Source organism: uncultured Photobacterium sp. (assembly GCF_947502415.1).
Classification (GTDB): domain Bacteria; phylum Pseudomonadota; class Gammaproteobacteria; order Enterobacterales; family Vibrionaceae; genus Photobacterium.
On record NZ_CANMZV010000022.1, the window covers coordinates 19,251 to 36,462 of the forward strand.

Here is a 17,212-nt window from a genome sequence, read left to right on the forward strand (position 1 = left end):
TCGCTCAAACTATGACCCTGTTAAATTTATAACAAAAACGCCCGTTATATAATCAGCTGATAACATACACCTGTTAATTACAACATTATTGGCTCGGCAATGTACCGGCCAGCACCTCCAACTATAGTTAATGGTGGGGGGAACCCAAGGAAAGTAATGTCATGAGCCAAGAGAAAATCGACATCAAGGATGTCACTCCGAAACAATTCAATTCCAAGACTCACAAAGGCAATGCCGATCGCTTCAACCCCGGTAACCGTATCTATGTCCGAGCTGTCAAAGGGATCTACCAACGGTTACGGCAGAAAATGGGCTGGGTACTGATGCTGCTGTTTATGGGCACCCCATGGATCCCCTATGGAGACCGCCAAGCTATCCTGCTGGATATCGGCCAGCAGCAATTCAACTTCTTCGGCACTACCTTATGGCCCCAGGATCTAACCCTGCTCGCCACCCTGTTTATGATCGCGGCTTTTGCCCTGTTTTTTGTCACCACTTTTCTCGGCCGGATCTGGTGCGGTTATTTCTGTCCACAAACCGTATGGACATTTATATACATTTGGTTTGAAGAAAAACTCGAAGGACCAGCGAACAAAAGGCGCAAGCAAGACAGCATCAAACTATCCGGTAAACTGCTTGGCAGGAAAGTGCTCAAGCATGCCGCCTGGCTGACCGTAGCCCTGGCAACCGGCCTGACCTTCGTTGGCTACTTCCAGCCAGTCAAATCACTGGTCACTGACTTCTTTACCTTCGAGGTGAGTTTCTGGGCCGGGTTCTGGGTACTATTCTTCACCGGCTGTACCTATGCCAATGCCGGCTGGATGCGCTCAATTGTCTGCATCCATATGTGCCCATATGCCCGCTTCCAGTCAGCAATGTTTGACAAAGACACCTATATCGTCGGCTATGATGTTGCCCGCGGGGAAGCCCGAGGCCCGCGCCCACGTAGGAAAAATCCCAAGGCACTCGGTTTGGGCGACTGCATCGACTGTAATTTGTGCGTCCAGGTTTGTCCGACCGGCATTGATATCCGGGACGGGCTGCAATACGAATGCATCAACTGCGGTGCCTGTGTTGATGCGTGCGATGAAACCATGGCCAAAATGGGCTATGAGAAACGCCTGATCAGCTATACCACCGAGCACAAACTGGAAGGGCACAAAACCCATGTCATGCGTCCGAAACTGCTGGGGTATGGAACAGTGATGATTGCAATGATCGGGCTGTTCTTCTTCCTGCTGGCTTCGGTTCAACCTATGGGACTGGATGTGATCAGAGACAGGAACCAACTGTTTAAGATCAACAGCGAAGGGCTGGTCGAGAACACCTATACCCTAAAACTTCTTAATAAAACCCAGCAACCTGCAATCTATAGCCTACGTGTAGAGGGGCTGGAAGAAATTGAATGGTACGGCCAGCAACAGGTAGCCGTAGCTGCTGGCGAAGTCTTTACCTTACCTGTCAGCCTCGGAGTCGATCCCTACCTGCTGCAATCGCCGATTGCCGATATCACCTTTGTGATAGAAAGAGGGGATGACAGCGAGAAAATAGAAATCAAAACAGAGAGCCGTTTTATCGGCGAGCTACGCTAACCTTCCTCGCGGCATAAAGAAAAGGGCCATTATCAGCCCTTTTCAAGTGTTATACTGACAAGCTCTCATAACTGGCTGCGGAATTTGTCAAATGACACAACAAGATGGTTTTAGTTTTTCTGATCTAACCCCCGATCTGCTACTCGATGCCCTCGATAGTGTCGGTGTACGAGCTGAATCAGGACTACTGCCCCTTAACAGCTACGAAAACCGGGTCTACCAGTTTAGTGCCGAGGACGGTGCCCGGTATGTCGCAAAGTTTTACCGTCCCCAGCGCTGGAGCAGTGAGCAAATCCAGGAAGAACATGACTTTACCCATGAACTTCTCGAACAGGATATTCCGGTCGCCGCACCGATTGCCTTCAACGGCCAGTCTCTGCACCACTTCCAGGAACACCGCTTTGCACTGTTTCCGAGCTTGGGCGGACGTCAGTTTGAAGTCGACAACTTCGACCACCTGGAGTGGGTAGGACGCTACCTCGGCCGCATCCATCGGGTTGGCCAGCGCCAGCCATTCCAACACCGTCCGACCATCGGCCTGACCGAATACCTGCACCAACCACGCCAGATCCTGGAAAATGCCGACTTTATTCCCGAACACCTGAAAACCGTCTTTTTCGCCGATCTCGACCTACTGATCCGTGAACTTGAACAACACTGGTACAGCGACTGGCAGTCACAACGGCTGCACGGCGACTGCCATCCGGGAAATATCCTGTGGCGTGACGGCCCGTTATTTGTCGATCTGGACGACGCCCGCAATGGCCCAGCCGTCCAGGATCTGTGGATGCTGCTTAACGGCGAACGCCACGACCAGATGGCCCAGCTTGACACCGTGCTGGAAGCCTACAGTGAATTTGCCGATTTCAATCACAAAGAATTGCAACTTATTGAGCCTTTACGCGGTCTTAGAATGGTGCACTATATGGCTTGGCTGGCCAAACGCTGGGAAGATCCGGCATTCCCGCGTGCCTTCCCGTGGTTTGCCGATACCAAATACTGGGAAGGGCAGGTACTGGCCTTTAAAGAGCAACTGGCCGCATTGAACGAACCACCATTGCAACTAATGCCGCAGTGGTAATAATACAAAGAACACAAACGGAACAATAACCACGGTTATTTCAGTCCATATTGAGGGAGTATTTCGAAACATGTTTAAGAAACTCATCGCACTAGCAAGCGTCGCCTTGCTGTCTTTTTCTGTCCAGGCAGCAAAATTTACCGAAGGTGATTACTACAAGGTATTGAATACGCAAAAATCCAGCAGCCCGCTTGTCACCGAATTTTTCTCATTTTATTGCCCGCACTGTTACCAGTTTGAATCCACTATCCGGGCACTAAAAAAGATCCTGCCGGATAATGCCAACATACAGAAAAACCACGTCTCTTTTATGGGTGGCCCAATGGGTAAATCCATGAGCAAAGCCTATGCGACATCCATTGTCCTGGGTGTGGAAGAGAAAATTCTGCCGGTGATGTTTAACCGTATTCACACCATGCAAAAACCACCGCGTAATGACCAGGAAATCCGCCAAATCTTCATTGATGAAGGTATCGAAGCCAAACAGTTCGATGGCGCTTTCAACAGCTTTGCAGTTAACTCTATGGTTAACCGCTTCAACAAAGCCTTCCAGGACAGCGGCTTAGCTGGCGTACCAGCCCTAATCATTAACAACAAATACCTGGTAAAAACTGACAAGATAAAAAATATGGATGAATATTTTGATCTGGTTAACTTCCTGCTAAAAAAATAATTTACCCTTCAGTGACAATAAGGGCTCTCGCGGCCCTTATTTCATTTCTGTTTATTTCCTCTTATATCACCTGCGCCGTCAGCTGCTTCATCAGCCTATCCATAGCGCGGTAACCCAACGCCTCGGCCAGATGCCCCCGCTCAATGTATCGGCAACCAGACAGATCGGCAATCGTTCTGGCAACCTTGATAATACGATGATAAGCGCGGATCGACAGCCCTAGCTGGTGCAGGGCATTTTCGAGAAATTCAGCATCATTTTTTTCTAACTCGCAGTAGCGATCAAGCTCACGGGTCGAGAGCAGGGCATTGACCTTACCGCTCCGAGCCAGCATTCCTTCCCGAGCCTGTAAAATCCTCTGGCGGATCACCGTGCTGGGCTCCCCCCGATCGCCCCCTTCCGCCAACGTACCGCGCGGCAAGGCCGGGATCTCAATCGACATATCAAACCGGTCGAGCAAGGGACCGGACAACCGGCTGAGGTAACGTAAAATAGCCTGAGGGTTAGTCCGGGACTGATTCCCCTCATAGTAACCAGTCGGGCTGGGGTTTAATGCGCCAATCAACTGAAAACGAGCCGGAAAACACGTTTTACTCGTTGCCCGGGAAATCACAATCTCACCGGACTCCAGAGGCTCGCGCAAGGAATCAAGCACCTTGCGCTCAAATTCCGGCATTTCATCCAGAAACAGTATTCCGTTATGTGCCAGCGAGATCTCTCCCGGCCTCGGAATCGATCCCCCGCCCACTAATGCAGCCATCGAGCTGGAATGGTGCGGCGTACGAAATGGCCGCTGACGCCAGTTTCCCTCGTGCAAAGTCTGTTGGGTCAGCGAGGCCACAGCCGCTGTTTCCAACGCTTCATCGACACTCATCTCCGGCAACAGGTCACACAGCCTCGAGGCCAACATAGTCTTACCGGTACCAGGAGGGCCGAGGAACAAGAGGTTATGTCCTCCCGCCGCCGCAATCTCCAACGCTCGCTTGCCCTGTTGCTGGCCGATAATATCCTGCATATCCCGACAAACCAAAGAAGAATCAGCCTCAACCGCCTGCGGACTCCGGCAATAGAGACTGAGCTGATTCTGCCCACATAGCATGCCACAAACGGCCAACAAGTCCGGCGCAGACTTATGGCAATCCCGCCCCACCAATGCCACCTCATCGCCGTTACTATCAGGAACAACCAAGCAACGTTCAGACTGTTTCGCAGCTAATGCCGCAGGCAGGGCACCTTTAACCGGACGCAACTTTCCTGAAAGTGCCAACTCCCCTAAAAACTCAAAATATTGCAGCTTATTAGCAGGTATTTGTCCCGAAGCGGCCAAAATCCCCAATGCGATAGGAAGGTCAAACCGTCCTCCTTCCTTAGGCAGATCCGCCGGTGCAAGATTCACCGTGATCCGCCGGGAAGGAAACTCGAAGTTAGCATTAACGATGGCACTGCGAACCCGATCCCGGGCTTCCTTAACCGTCGTCTCCGGCAAGCCGACCAAAGTGAGGGCCGGCATTCCATTGCTGATATGTACTTCAACCGTTACCGGAGGCGCATCGACACCGACACAGGCCCGGCTATGAACTATTGCAAGGGTCATCTACACTTTTCCTTGTGAATTTTCATCCAATGAACAGACCCAAACGATAACAAATAGGTGGCATACAGGATTGATTTATGCAGATGCTTTGCAAATTATTCTTAACTTTTTACTTGTCATGCGAGCCATGTCTGTGTTAACACTAAAAAGAGCAACAAATAAACAATAAAACTGGACAGTCAGTAAATGCAATTTAACGCCAAAGCTATTTCTCTCATTATTAACGTCATCGTGGTGATTATTTCACCGCGAGAGGGGCTGGCAGGCGTAAAATAGCAACAAACACAACATACGCAAAATAGCCCCCGCACCAACCGGTCCGGGGGCTTTTTTTTACACACAATTCGAAAAGTTGCCGATATAACAAACACACAATATCTCGGCAAATCGCAAGCAAGGGAAGGAAGCAGCGATGACAGGAGCAGAATTAGTTGTTACAGCGCTGCAGCAGCAGGGGATCACCACAGTATTTGGTTACCCGGGCGGTGCAATCATGCCAATCTATGATGCCCTGTATGACGGCGGCGTTGACCACATCTTATGCCGTCACGAACAAGGGGCAGCCATGGCTGCTATCGGTATGGCCCGAGCAACTCAGGATGTCGCGGTTTGCATGGCCACCTCTGGCCCTGGTGCGACCAACCTGGTCACAGGATTAGCCGATGCATTTCTTGACTCGATTCCGCTGGTTGCAATCACGGGGCAAGTAGCCAGCTCGCACATCGGTACCGATGCCTTCCAGGAAATGGATGTGATTGGCATGTCTCTATCATGTACTAAACACAGCTATCTCGTTACAGATATCGACGATCTTGCGCCAACCTTAGCGGAGGCGTTTGAAGTAGCCAAAGCAGGCCGACCAGGGCCGGTTGTTGTTGATATCGCTAAAGATGTTCAGCTCGCCCAGGCTCCAGTTGACGCTCTGCCATATTTTGCCCCGCCAGCAATTCCCGTTGTAACAGCAGACTCAATCGTGAAAGCTCAGCGTATTTTATCTGCTAGCCAGCGCCCGGTACTCTACGTTGGCGGCGGCGTTCAACTAGCCAAAGCCACCGAAACTGTACGCTCATTTCTACGACAAAACCCAATGCCTTCCGTCAGTACGCTAAAAGGGCTGGGAACAATAGAGCGCCATGATCCTCACTACTTGGGGATGCTCGGTATGCACGGCACCAAGGCTGCAAACTTAGTGGTACAAGAATCTGATTTACTGATTGTTGTTGGTGCCCGCTTTGATGACCGGGTGACAGGCAAACTGGATACCTTTGCCCCGCATGCCAAAGTCATTCATTTGGATATTGATGCGGCAGAATTCAGCAAGCTACGTCACGCTCATGCACCGCTGCGCGGTGATATCAACGCCATTCTGCCGCAGCTGGAACTATCCCAGGACATCACACCTTGGGTACAGCACAGTGAAAATTTACGTTCTGATTTCAAATGGCGCTATGACCACCCGGGCGATCTCATTTATGCACCGCTCCTGCTGAAACAACTGTCAGATATGATGCCTGACAGTGCGATGATCTCAACCGATGTCGGTCAACACCAGATGTGGGCCGCGCAACATACCCAGCCCCGCGAGCCGCAAAATTATATTACCTCCGCAGGCTTGGGGACGATGGGGTTTGGACTGCCCGCCGCGATGGGTGCAAAAGTTGCCAGGCCGGACGATGAGTCGATTCTGATCTCAGGGGATGGCTCGTTCATGATGAACGTGCAAGAGCTGGGTACGCTTAAACGCAAACAAATCCCGGTGAAGATGGTACTACTCAACAACCAGCGTCTCGGTATGGTAAGGCAGTGGCAATCCCTGTTCTTTGATGGCCGCCACAGCGAAACTATTTTGGATGACAACCCGGATTTCGTCGTACTGGCGAGTGCTTTTGGTATTCCGGGCAAAACGATTACCAAGAAAGAAGAAGTCGAACCGGCTTTAAAAGAGATGCTCGCCAGTAAAACCGCGTACCTACTCCACGTTCTGATCTCTGAAGAAGAAAACGTGTGGCCTCTGGTCCCGCCAGGTGCTGCAAACCAAGATATGCTGGAGAATACCTAATGGAAAGATATTTACTCGACATCAAAGCGGATGATAAGCCAGTATTATTAGAGCGTGTTCTACGCGTTGTTCGTCACCGTGGTTTTATAATTAAACAAGTCACTGCAACACAAAATCACGAAAGCAAAATAGCCCGTATAGAAATTATCGTAGACAGTGATCGTCCCATCACGACGTTGATCAATCAAATCGAAAAACTATGGGATATCAGCACCGTCGAAACAACAATATTAGAAAAGCGAGATTAGTGCATCATAAGGAAGGAGCACAACATGGCAAACACAGCAGATTATATTTGGTTTAATGGCGAAATAGTTCCTTGGGCAGACGCAAACGTTCATGTATTAACCCATGCTATGCACTACGGTACTTCGGTTTTTGAAGGTATCCGCTGCTACAACACCCCAAAAGGCCCGATTGTTTTCCGCCATAAGGAACACATGGATCGCCTTAAAAACTCAGCAAAAATATATCGGTTTCCTATTCCATACACCTCAGAAGAGCTAATGGAAATTTGCCGTGAGACGATCCGAGTCAACAAATTAGAATCCGCATACATTCGCCCATTGGGTTATGTCGGCAATGTCGGTCTCGGTGTATGCCCACCTGTAGAGACTGAAATGGATCTCATTGTTGCCGCTTTCCCTTGGGGCTCATACCTCGGAGAGGAAGCACTAAAAAATGGTGTAGATGCGATGATTTCAAGCTGGAACCGCGCTGCACCCAATACTATCCCTACCGCAGCGAAGGCAGGAGGAAACTACCTCTCCTCACTATTGGTTGGCAGCGAAGCGCGTCGCCACGGTTATGCCGAAGGTATCGCTTTAAGCGTTGACGGTTATCTTTCTGAAGGGGCGGGCGAAAACATTTTTGTCGTCAAAAATGGTGTATTACTCACTCCACCAGCCACCAGCGCTATCCTTCCGGGCATCACTCGTGACTCTATCATGGTACTTGCTAAAGAAATGGGTTATGAGGTGCATGAAGAAAATATTGCCCGGGAAGCATTATATATCGCCGATGAAATTTTCATGACAGGTACGGCAGCCGAGATCGTTCCAGTCCGCAGCGTCGACCAAATCACCGTGGGCGAAGGCAAACGAGGTCCAATCACCCAAGATATCCAGGCAGCATACTTCGGCCTGTTTAACGGCACCACCGAAGATAAGTGGGGCTGGTTAGATTACGTATATTCTGAAGACGCACCCTCTGCTCAATAAAGGAACCAACAATGCCTCAATATCGTAGTGCAACAACAACTCATGGACGAAACATGGCGGGTGCGCGCGCTTTATGGCGAGCGACCGGCGTTAAAGATGAAGACTTCGGCAAGCCAATCATTGCCGTCGTCAACTCATTCACCCAGTTTGTTCCCGGCCATGTTCACCTTAAAGATCTAGGTCAGCTGGTAGCGAGGGAAATAGAAGCCGCTGGGGGGATCGCTAAAGAATTCAATACCATTGCCGTAGATGACGGTATCGCAATGGGCCACGGCGGCATGCTGTACTCACTGCCATCCAGGGAGCTGATTGCTGATTCAGTCGAATACATGGTTAACGCCCACTGCGCCGATGCCATGGTATGCATTTCTAACTGCGACAAAATCACCCCGGGAATGCTGATGGCCTCGTTGCGCCTGAATATCCCGGTAATTTTTGTTTCTGGTGGACCGATGGAAGCCGGTAAAACCAAACTGTCTGATCAGATCCTCAAGCTGGATCTGGTTGATGCAATGATCCAAGGAGCCGATCCAACCGTATCTGATGAGCAGAGTGAACAGATCGAACGATCCGCCTGCCCAACTTGCGGCTCATGCTCTGGAATGTTTACCGCCAACTCGATGAACTGCCTCACCGAAGCCCTTGGCCTGAGCCAACCAGGGAATGGGTCGATGCTAGCGACGCATGCCGACCGTAAGCAATTATTTATCAATGCCGGTAAGCGCATTGTCGCACTCACCAAGCGCTACTACGAACAAGATGATGCCAGTGCCTTGCCGCGCAACATTGCGACCAAGCAGGCATTCGAGAATGCCATGGCCCTCGATATCGCCATGGGCGGCTCTACCAATACCGTCCTTCATCTTCTAGCCGCAGCCCAAGAAGGAGAGATCGACTTCACCATGGAAGACATCGACCGCATGTCCCGCCAAGTTCCACACCTTTGCAAAGTCGCACCGTCGACCCCGCAATACCATATGGAAGATGTCCACCGCGCCGGCGGGGTCTACGGCATCCTGGCTGAACTTGACCGTGCAGGCTTGTTCCATAACGGCTGCCATAACGTCCTCGGCCAAACCTTTGCCGAAACACTAACCGAATTCGACGTGGTTAAGACCGAATCTAAGGATGTTAAACGCTTCTACCGTGCCGGCCCGGCCGGGATCCGCACTACCCAGGCTTTTTCCCAAGACTGCCGCTGGGACAGTTTGGATGATGACCGAGAAAATGGCTGTATCCGCAGCAAGGAGCATGCGTTCAGCCAAGACGGTGGCTTGGCTGTGCTATCAGGCAACATGGCTCTGGACGGCTGTATCGTCAAAACGGCAGGAGTCGATAAGAGCTGCCTGACCTTTACCGGCCCAGCCGTCGTATTTGAGAGCCAGGAAACTGCCGTTGAAGGAATCCTCGGCGGCCTGGTCAAAGCCGGCGATGTGGTGATCATCCGCTACGAAGGACCAAAGGGCGGACCGGGTATGCAGGAAATGCTCTACCCGACCACCTACCTGAAATCCATGGGGTTGGGCAAAGAGTGTGCGCTAATCACCGATGGTCGCTTCTCCGGCGGTACCAGTGGGCTATCCATCGGCCATGTCTCCCCGGAAGCAGCCAACGGCGGCACCATTGGGCTGATCGAAAACGGCGATATCATTGCTATTGATATTCCCAACCGCTCGCTCAATCTCAAAGTGGATGAAGCAACCCTGGCGGCCCGCCGCGAAACAGCCAACCAGCAGGGCTGGAAACCGCTTGACCGCCAACGCGAAGTGTCATTCGCCCTGCGGGCCTATGCCAACCTTGCTACCAGCGCCGATAAAGGGGCTGTCCGTGACAAAACCAAGCTAGAAGGATAATGACAATGAGCGAAGTGAAACAGGCCGAAGATGTAGCGCTACCCAGCGGAGCCGACTACCTTCGCAATATCCTTCGGGCGCCGGTCTACGAGGTGGCACAAGTCACCCCGTTACAAACCATGGCGCGCCTCGGGAACCGGATCGGTAATACCGTTCAGCTAAAACGGGAAGATCGCCAGCCGGTCCACTCATTCAAGCTGCGCGGCGCCTACAACATGATGTCACAACTAACCGATAGCCAGCGCCAGGCTGGCGTGATTGCCGCCTCGGCAGGTAACCATGCCCAGGGGCTTGCCATGTCAGGCAAACACTTGGGGGTCAATGCCACCATTGTGATGCCGCAAACCACCCCAGATATCAAAGTCGACGCAGTACGCAGCTTCGGTGGTAATGTCGTACTGCACGGCAGTAACTTCGACGAAGCCAAAGCCCATGCAGAACAGTTGGCCTACCAACATGGCTATACCTTCATTCCACCGTTCGATCACCCTTCTGTGATTGCCGGGCAGGGCACCATCGGGATCGAACTGGTTCAGCAAAACGGTCACCTCGATTATGTCTTCGTCCCCGTTGGCGGCGGTGGCTTGGCTGCCGGAGTTTCAGTATTACTCAAGCAACTGCTGCCGGAAATCAAGGTGATCGGGGTAGAAGCAGAAGACTCAGCCAGCCTTAAAGCGGCGCTTGATGCTGGGAAGCCAGTCACCCTGGGCCAAGTCGGTATGTTTGCCGACGGGGTTGCAGTCAAACAGATCGGAGAAGAAACATTCCGCCTGTGCCAGCAGTATCTTGATGATGTCATTACCGTCAGCAGTGATGAAATCTGTTCAGCAGTGAAAGATATCTTTGAAGATACCCGGGCTATTGCCGAGCCATCCGGAGCACTGTCGCTGGCAGGCCTGAAAAAATTCACTGAAGAACATCAGCTAAAGAACAAACAGCTGGCAGCGATCCTCTCCGGCGCCAACCTCAACTTCCATAGCCTGCGTTATATTTCCGAACGCTGCGAGCTGGGTGAAAAACGTGAAGGCCTGCTGGCGGTGACCATTCCTGAACGTCCCGGCGCTTTCCTTGATTTCTGCCACATTCTCGGAGGACGGGCCGTCACCGAATTCAACTACCGCTATAACGACGATACATTGGCGAATGTTTTTGTCGGGATTCGGCTGATGCAGGGGCAGGAAGAGCTGGAAGGCATTATTCAGGATCTGCGCAAAGCCGGTTATCCGGTTGTCGACCTATCAGATGATGAGATGGCGAAAGTTCACGTTCGCTATATGATTGGCGGCAAACCACCCAAGCCACTAAAAGAAAGATTATATAGTTTTGAATTTCCGGAATACCCGGGGGCCCTGCTGAAATTCCTCAACACTCTCGGTACCCATTGGAATATCAGCCTGTTCAATTACCGTAACCACGGAGCGGACTACGGCCGGGTACTTTGTGGTTTCGAGTTGGAAGATAAAGACTTACTGTCTTTTACCAGCTACCTACGTGAATTGGGTTACCACTGGAAAGATGAAACGGACAATCCTTCCTATAAATTCTTCCTTGCCCAATAAGTAAAGAAAGTCACCATTAAACGGCAGCCTCAGGGCTGCTGTTTTTGACACCTTCAGGGGTTTCAGCTGTTCAATATAGTAATACGATATGATGCACCAGCAATCTTTTACCCTCGGCTCCGTTTGCTGGATTCCATAACCAGGTCAGTTAACCTTGTGTGATTACTTATCCTTTTGGGTCAAGGCGCGGGTATATTCCGCCATGAAGCCAGCTAGGTTTATGCTCTGCTGGAGGATCACGTTCCTGGCCGAATGGGGAAGACGGCTGAAATATTGCAGCAAACGATCAATCTCTTCTTTGTACTCACTCTCCAATATTTCGATCCCTTCATCCCCGTACACAAACCAAGTCAAAGGCCGTTCGGTGATTTCCGAGATCTCGGACAGCAGTCTTACTTTAGGTTCCGTTTTCCCGGTTTCCAGATCAAGATAGGTTTGTCTGGCAACACGGAGCTGCTGAGCCATATGGACCTGGGTAAGGCCTTTCCACTCGCGAGCCTCCTTAATGCGAGCCGCTATTTTCGCTTTGGGATCCGTCATGTCTAACCTCCAATACAGATTTAAATGAAGACTGCCTAGCTTTTAACCCTAGGATGCACAACATGAGCCAACTTTCTTACACCAAACGAAGTGTAGTTATATCAACATCTTAATAAATTATTGACGAGATGCATTTTTATTTTGAGTCGCAGTTCGTCATATCATTCACTCTTTTTCCCATTTCGCAATAAACTCGTCATCTCTGTCTAGAGGGTAGACTTTCAACCTACCAAAAACGACAAAAGGCGCCGTAATCGGCGCCTTTTCTTATTACTGAGAATTAACTCAATATTAATTATTCAACAGTAACGGCCTTTGCAAGGTTACGCGGCTGATCGACATCGGTTCCCTTGATCAGCGCCACATGGTAAGACAACAGCTGCATTGGCACGGTGTAGAAAATTGGCGCAATGATGTCATCAACACGCGGCATGGTGATGATCTTCATACCTTCGCTCTCTTCAAAGCCAGCTTCGCTATCGGCAAAGACATACAGCAAGCCACCACGGGCACGCACTTCTTCGATATTCGACTTCAGCTTCTCCAACAGATCATTGGTCGGAGCCACAACGATAACCGGCATATCAGCATCAATCAGGGCCAGCGGACCGTGCTTCAGTTCACCTGCGGCATACGCTTCAGCATGGATGTAGGAGATTTCTTTCAGCTTCAGCGAGGCCTCCACCGCAATCGGGTAGAACTCACCGCGACCTAGGAATAGCGCGTGATGCTTATCTGCAAAGTCTTCAGCTAGCAACTCGATTGGCTTATCAAATGCCAGTGCTTTCTCTACCTGGACAGGCAGCTGATGCAATGAATCAACGATTTCTTTTTCTTTCGCTGCATCAATCAGGCCTTTCTCTTTACCCAGCGCTGTTACGAACATCAGCAGAGTAACCAGCTGAGTAGTGAACGCTTTCGTTGATGCCACACCTATTTCAGTACCGGCACGAGTCATGAATGCCAGATCCGACTCACGAACCAGTGATGAACCAGCGACATTACAAATGGTCATCGCCGACATGTAGCCTTTTTCTTTCGCCAGACGCAGTGCCGCCAGCGTATCGGCTGTCTCACCGGATTGAGAAAGGGTGATCAGCAGGCTGTTCGGACGGGTAACAAATTTGCGGTAGCGGAACTCTGATGCAATCTCAACATCACAGCTTACGCCAGCCATCGCTTCAAACCAGTAGCGTGCCACCATACCGGCATTGTAAGAGGTACCGCAGGCAACAATCTGGACATGCTCAACATTTTCCAGGATATCCTTGGCACCGTTACCGATACTTTCAACGATCACCGAATCGCTGCTGATACGGCCTTCCATTGTATTGCTCAGTGCGCTTGGCTGCTCGTAAATTTCTTTTTGCATGTAGTGGCGGAACTGCCCCTTATCCGCGGCATCCTGCTGCAGGTTAGACTCGTGAACTTCGCGCTCAACCGCCTGACCTTCAGTATCAAAGATGTTCACTTCACGACGGGTAATTTCAGCCACATCGCCTTCTTCCAGGAAAATAAAGCGACGGGTAACGTTAAGCAATGCCAGCTGATCCGATGCCAGGAAGTTTTCCCCCACACCCAGACCAATTACCAGCGGACTACCAGAACGGGCAACGACTACACGCTCAGGATCGCGGCGGTCCATCACAACCGTACCGTAAGCACCTTCCAGCTGGGCAACAGTCTTCTGTACTGCTTCCAGCAGAGTAGATGCACTACGAAGTTCCCACTCAACCAAGTGAGCAATTACTTCGGTATCAGTCTGAGAAACAAAGGTGTAACCGCGTTCAGTCAGCATTGCACGCAGTTCTTCGTGGTTTTCGATGATGCCGTTATGCACCAGGGCAATATTTTCACCAGACATATGCGGGTGGGCATTGATCTCTGACGGTTCACCGTGAGTTGCCCAACGGGTATGCGCAATACCGGTACCGCCGGTCAGTGGCGAGCCGTCTACGGCATCAGCCAGCTCTTGTACTTTGCCTAAACGACGAACGCGCTGTAGGTTACCTTCCGAATCAACGACAGCCACGCCAGCTGAGTCGTAACCACGGTATTCCAGGCGACGCAGGCCTTCTACCAAAATTTCTGCTACATCACGTTGTGCTACTGCACCAACAATTCCACACATACTCGTGTTTCTCCTAATTTATTCCGCCGCTGTACAGATCACCTGTACACCGTGCTGTTCAATCTGTTGTTTTGCTTCGTCACTCAGGCCATCATCCGTGATCAGGGTGTGGATGTTGCCCCACGGCAGCTCCAGATTCGGAATTTTACGCCCCACCTTGCTCGACTCGACCATGACTACCACTTCACGAGATACCTCAGCCATTACCCGGCTCAAGCCCACCAGTTCATTAAACGTCGTCGTCCCTCGAGCAATATCAATGCCGTCAGCACCAATAAACAGCTGGTCAAAATCATAGGAGCGAAGAACAGATTCGGCAACCTGGCCTTGAAAGGCCTCTGAATGAGGGTCCCAAGTTCCCCCCGTCATCAACAGGGTAGGTTCATTCTCGAGCTCATTGAGGGCATTGGCCACATTGAGCGAGTTAGTCATCACTATCAGCCCCTGCTTTTCACCCAGCAGGCTGATCAGGCTAGCCGTGGTACTGCCGCTGTCAATGATGATCCGGTTATGGTCACGGATCCGAGCTGCGGCCGCTTTGGCTATCGCTAACTTACGAACCGAAACATTTTCTTCAACATCGCTGACCATTTCAGTCGGCATGGCAATGGCTCCGCCATAACGACGCAACAATAGGCCGTTATTCTCCAGCGCGGCAAGATCTTTTCTGATAGTCACTTCGGAGGTGGCAAAAAGCTTTGCCAACTGGTCTACACTGACTTCACCTTGCTCGTTTACTTTAGAAACAATGGCATGGCGGCGTTGTTGGGTGTTTCGCTTCGACATTAATTACGAACTGACACTGTTAAGTTTCGAACTGAAAGCAATATTATCAGATCAAAACTTTTGTAATCAATATTGTGCAATTAATTTTTCATATAAAAGAAGGAGCGGGAATGCACATCACTGGAAACAACAAAGGCAAGGAAATCCCTTGCCTTTGGTTCAATATCAGTAACAGCGTTACTTTTTGACAGGTCGCTTCCAGCCTTTGACAGTACGGGCTGGCGCGCGAGTAATAACTAACTCGCCCTCACCAATATCACGGTTAATTGTCGCACCAGCGCCGATAGTTGCGCCCTTAGCGACTTTCACCGGCGCAATCAGCTGAGTATCCGAACCGACAAAAACATCATCGCCAATCTCTGTCTTGAACTTATTAGCACCATCGTAGTTACAGGTAATGGTACCTGCACCGATGTTAACCCGATCGCCAATCTCAGCATCACCCAGGTAAGTCAGGTGGTTGGCCTTAGAGCCTTTACCCAGTCGCGCCTTCTTCATTTCCACAAAATTGCCGACATGGGAATCACCGACCAGCTCAGCGCCCGGACGCAAGCGAGTAAACGGACCAACCGTACAATCTTCACCGACTGTCGCGCCTTCAATAACACTGTAAGGACGGATCACTGTATTATCATCAATCTCACAGTCCTTCAGGATCGAGCCGGCACCAATCACCACGTTATCCCCCAGGGAAACGCTGCCTTCAATAATCACATTGACGTCAATTTCGATATCACGGCCACACTGCAGCTCACCACGCAGGTCAAAACGTGCAGGATCACGCAACATCACACCTTGCTCAAGCAGACGCTCTGCCTGCATTGCCTGGTATGCACGCTCCAGCTTCGCCAGCTGAATACGATTATTGACCCCTTCCACCTCAATCGCTTTGACCGGATGAACGGCTTCTACCGCGCGACCTTCACTGTGAGCAATAGCAATAATGTCAGTCAGGTAATACTCTCCCTGAGCATTGTCGTTCTTTAACTGACCCAACCACCGTTTTAGATCGCCACCATTGGCCACCATCACACCGGTATTGATCTCATTAATCAGTTTCTGCTCTTCAGTTGCATCTTTCTGCTCAACAATCGCCACAACAGGGCCATTGCGACGCACAATACGGCCATAGCCTGTCGGATCGTCTAGCACTACAGTCAGCAGAGCAATTCCACCTTCAGGCTGGGCATCAAGCAAATTATCCAGGGTATCAGGGCTGATCAGTGGCACATCGCCATACAAGATCAGGACTTTTTCATCATCAGCCAGATCCGGACAAGCCTGGTTTACCGCATGGCCAGTTCCCAGCTGTTCAGCCTGTAGAACCCAATTAACCGGCTCTTGTGCCAATGTCGCTTTCATCTGCTCACCACCGTGGCCATAAACCAGGTGGATATGATTCGCACCCAGCCCGCTGCAGGTATCAATCACATGCTTGGCCATCGGCTTGCCTGCCAGGGTATGCAGTACCTTAGGAAGGTTGGAGTACATGCGGGTTCCTTTGCCCGCTGCCAGGATCACAGCACTGAAGCTCATGATAAGGTATCCTTCTTGATGCATAATTAATTTTCAACTGCCCGCATTGTATCGGTTCAGCCAGCAAGGTTTAAGGAAAATAGATTTTTTTTTGCGAGTAATAACACGCTTTGCAGGCATAAAAAAAGCGACCCAAGGGTCGCTTTTTTGCGTCATGCGCCTGATTAACGCGCTTTTTTCGTCAGCTCGATAACACGAAGCTGAGCAATCGCTTTAGCCAGGTCACTGGCCGCTTGAGCAAAGTCGATATCGCCGTGCTGATTATGGATATGCTCCTCAGCCTGACGTTTCGCTTCTTCCGCCTTAGCAGCATCCAAATCTTCACCGCGAATCGCGGTGTCAGCCAGTACAGTTACTGAACTTGGCTGAACTTCAAGCATACCGCCAGAAAGATAAATAACTTCTTCCTCGCCGTGCTGCTTAATAATTCGGATCATACCCGGCGTGATAGCGGTCAGCAGCGGTGTGTGTCCTGCGTGAATACCCAGTTCACCTTCGCTACCGGTCACCTGAACGTTTTCAGCGCGGCCTGAGAACAATTTTTTCTCAGCACTTACTACGTCTAGATGGAAGGTTATCGCTGCCATG

Annotated in this window: 14 protein-coding genes; 8 read left to right on the forward strand and 6 right to left on the reverse strand. The window is 50.8% G+C overall.

Annotation, left to right across the window (positions count from 1 at the left end; genetic code table 11):
• Positions 1 to 161 precede the first annotated feature (161 nt).
• The 3 genes from ccoG to Q0852_RS18915 all read left to right on the forward strand — a co-directional run bounded on the left by ccoG (position 162) and on the right by Q0852_RS18915 (position 3,346).
• Entirely contained in the window at positions 162 to 1,592 is a 1,431-nt protein-coding gene (gene ccoG / locus Q0852_RS18905) for a cytochrome c oxidase accessory protein CcoG (RefSeq protein WP_299020693.1), read from the forward strand.
• A 91-nt stretch (positions 1,593 to 1,683) separates the two neighbouring features.
• Positions 1,684 to 2,673, forward strand: a complete 990-nt coding sequence (locus Q0852_RS18910; protein ID WP_299020696.1) for a serine/threonine protein kinase — start codon at positions 1,684 to 1,686, stop codon at positions 2,671 to 2,673.
• 70 nt (positions 2,674 to 2,743) lie between these two features.
• A complete protein-coding gene (locus Q0852_RS18915; RefSeq protein ID WP_299020698.1) occupies positions 2,744 to 3,346 on the forward strand; it encodes a DsbA family protein in 603 nt (200 codons plus the stop codon).
• A 61-nt stretch (positions 3,347 to 3,407) separates the two neighbouring features.
• On the opposite strand, the gene Q0852_RS18920 is transcribed toward Q0852_RS18915, so the two are convergent.
• On the reverse strand, positions 3,408 to 4,940 hold the full coding sequence (locus Q0852_RS18920) for a YifB family Mg chelatase-like AAA ATPase (RefSeq protein WP_299020701.1): 1,533 nt from the start codon (positions 4,938 to 4,940) through the stop codon (positions 3,408 to 3,410).
• A 412-nt stretch (positions 4,941 to 5,352) separates the two neighbouring features.
• On the opposite strand from Q0852_RS18920, the gene ilvG reads away from it, so the two are divergent.
• From ilvG to ilvA, 5 genes are read left to right on the forward strand one after another with little or no spacing between them, the layout of a single operon-like run.
• Positions 5,353 to 6,999: an acetolactate synthase 2 catalytic subunit gene (gene ilvG, locus Q0852_RS18925; protein WP_299020703.1), complete on the forward strand. Its 1,647-nt coding sequence runs from the start codon at positions 5,353 to 5,355 to the stop codon at positions 6,997 to 6,999.
• A complete protein-coding gene (gene ilvM / locus Q0852_RS18930) occupies positions 6,999 to 7,247 on the forward strand; it encodes an acetolactate synthase 2 small subunit (RefSeq protein ID WP_299020706.1) in 249 nt (82 codons plus the stop codon). Before ilvG ends, ilvM begins: the two co-directional genes overlap by 1 nt.
• Positions 7,248 to 7,271: 24 nt before the next feature.
• Positions 7,272 to 8,219, forward strand: coding sequence for a branched-chain amino acid transaminase (locus Q0852_RS18935; protein WP_299020709.1), 948 nt, complete (start codon positions 7,272 to 7,274; stop codon positions 8,217 to 8,219).
• Positions 8,220 to 8,230: 11 nt separating this feature from the next.
• Entirely contained in the window at positions 8,231 to 10,072 is a 1,842-nt protein-coding gene (gene ilvD, locus Q0852_RS18940; protein ID WP_299020711.1) for a dihydroxy-acid dehydratase, read from the forward strand.
• 5 nt (positions 10,073 to 10,077) lie between these two features.
• Entirely contained in the window at positions 10,078 to 11,631 is a 1,554-nt protein-coding gene (gene ilvA / locus Q0852_RS18945) for a threonine ammonia-lyase, biosynthetic (RefSeq protein ID WP_299020713.1), read from the forward strand.
• Between the two features lie 162 nt (positions 11,632 to 11,793).
• Here ilvA and Q0852_RS18950 read toward each other — a convergent pair whose 3' ends face one another.
• From Q0852_RS18950 to Q0852_RS18970, 5 genes are all read right to left on the reverse strand, one after another.
• Positions 11,794 to 12,171, reverse strand: a complete 378-nt coding sequence (locus Q0852_RS18950; protein WP_075762005.1) for a helix-turn-helix transcriptional regulator — start codon at positions 12,169 to 12,171, stop codon at positions 11,794 to 11,796.
• 295 nt (positions 12,172 to 12,466) lie between these two features.
• Positions 12,467 to 14,302 carry a glutamine--fructose-6-phosphate transaminase (isomerizing) gene (gene glmS, locus Q0852_RS18955; protein ID WP_299020716.1) on the reverse strand — a complete coding sequence of 612 codons (1,836 nt, stop codon included), beginning with the start codon at positions 14,300 to 14,302 and terminating at the stop codon, positions 12,467 to 12,469.
• A gap of 18 nt (positions 14,303 to 14,320) precedes the next feature.
• Positions 14,321 to 15,088, reverse strand: coding sequence for a DeoR/GlpR family DNA-binding transcription regulator (locus Q0852_RS18960; RefSeq protein ID WP_299020718.1), 768 nt, complete (start codon positions 15,086 to 15,088; stop codon positions 14,321 to 14,323).
• Between the two features lie 177 nt (positions 15,089 to 15,265).
• Positions 15,266 to 16,624 (reverse strand): bifunctional UDP-N-acetylglucosamine diphosphorylase/glucosamine-1-phosphate N-acetyltransferase GlmU, encoded by a 1,359-nt coding sequence (glmU, locus tag Q0852_RS18965; RefSeq protein WP_299020721.1) that lies wholly within the window; start codon positions 16,622 to 16,624, stop codon positions 15,266 to 15,268.
• A gap of 164 nt (positions 16,625 to 16,788) precedes the next feature.
• Complete coding sequence (locus Q0852_RS18970; protein ID WP_299020724.1) at positions 16,789 to 17,211, reverse strand: F0F1 ATP synthase subunit epsilon; 423 nt, start codon at positions 17,209 to 17,211, stop codon at positions 16,789 to 16,791.
• Position 17,212 lies beyond the last annotated feature (1 nt).

Bases quoted from the DNA above. Each gene is read 5' to 3' on its own strand.
- Q0852_RS18960 (WP_299020718.1), bottom strand. From the start codon at position 15,088: ATGTCGAAGCGAAACACCCAACAACGCCGCCATGCCATTGTTTCTAAA.
- Q0852_RS18935 (WP_299020709.1), top strand. From the start codon at position 7,272: ATGGCAAACACAGCAGATTATATTTGGTTTAATGGCGAAATAGTTCCT.
- Q0852_RS18970 (WP_299020724.1), bottom strand. From the start codon at position 17,211: ATGGCAGCGATAACCTTCCATCTAGACGTAGTAAGTGCTGAGAAAAAA.
- ilvA (WP_299020713.1), top strand. From the start codon at position 10,078: ATGAGCGAAGTGAAACAGGCCGAAGATGTAGCGCTACCCAGCGGAGCC.
- Q0852_RS18920 (WP_299020701.1), bottom strand. From the start codon at position 4,940: ATGACCCTTGCAATAGTTCATAGCCGGGCCTGTGTCGGTGTCGATGCG.
- Q0852_RS18910 (WP_299020696.1), top strand. From the start codon at position 1,684: ATGACACAACAAGATGGTTTTAGTTTTTCTGATCTAACCCCCGATCTG.
- ilvM (WP_299020706.1), top strand. From the start codon at position 6,999: ATGGAAAGATATTTACTCGACATCAAAGCGGATGATAAGCCAGTATTA.
- glmS (WP_299020716.1), bottom strand. From the start codon at position 14,302: ATGTGTGGAATTGTTGGTGCAGTAGCACAACGTGATGTAGCAGAAATT.
- ccoG (WP_299020693.1), top strand. From the start codon at position 162: ATGAGCCAAGAGAAAATCGACATCAAGGATGTCACTCCGAAACAATTC.
- Q0852_RS18950 (WP_075762005.1), bottom strand. From the start codon at position 12,171: ATGACGGATCCCAAAGCGAAAATAGCGGCTCGCATTAAGGAGGCTCGC.
- Q0852_RS18915 (WP_299020698.1), top strand. From the start codon at position 2,744: ATGTTTAAGAAACTCATCGCACTAGCAAGCGTCGCCTTGCTGTCTTTT.
- glmU (WP_299020721.1), bottom strand. From the start codon at position 16,624: ATGAGCTTCAGTGCTGTGATCCTGGCAGCGGGCAAAGGAACCCGCATG.
- ilvG (WP_299020703.1), top strand. From the start codon at position 5,353: ATGACAGGAGCAGAATTAGTTGTTACAGCGCTGCAGCAGCAGGGGATC.
- ilvD (WP_299020711.1), top strand. From the start codon at position 8,231: ATGCCTCAATATCGTAGTGCAACAACAACTCATGGACGAAACATGGCG.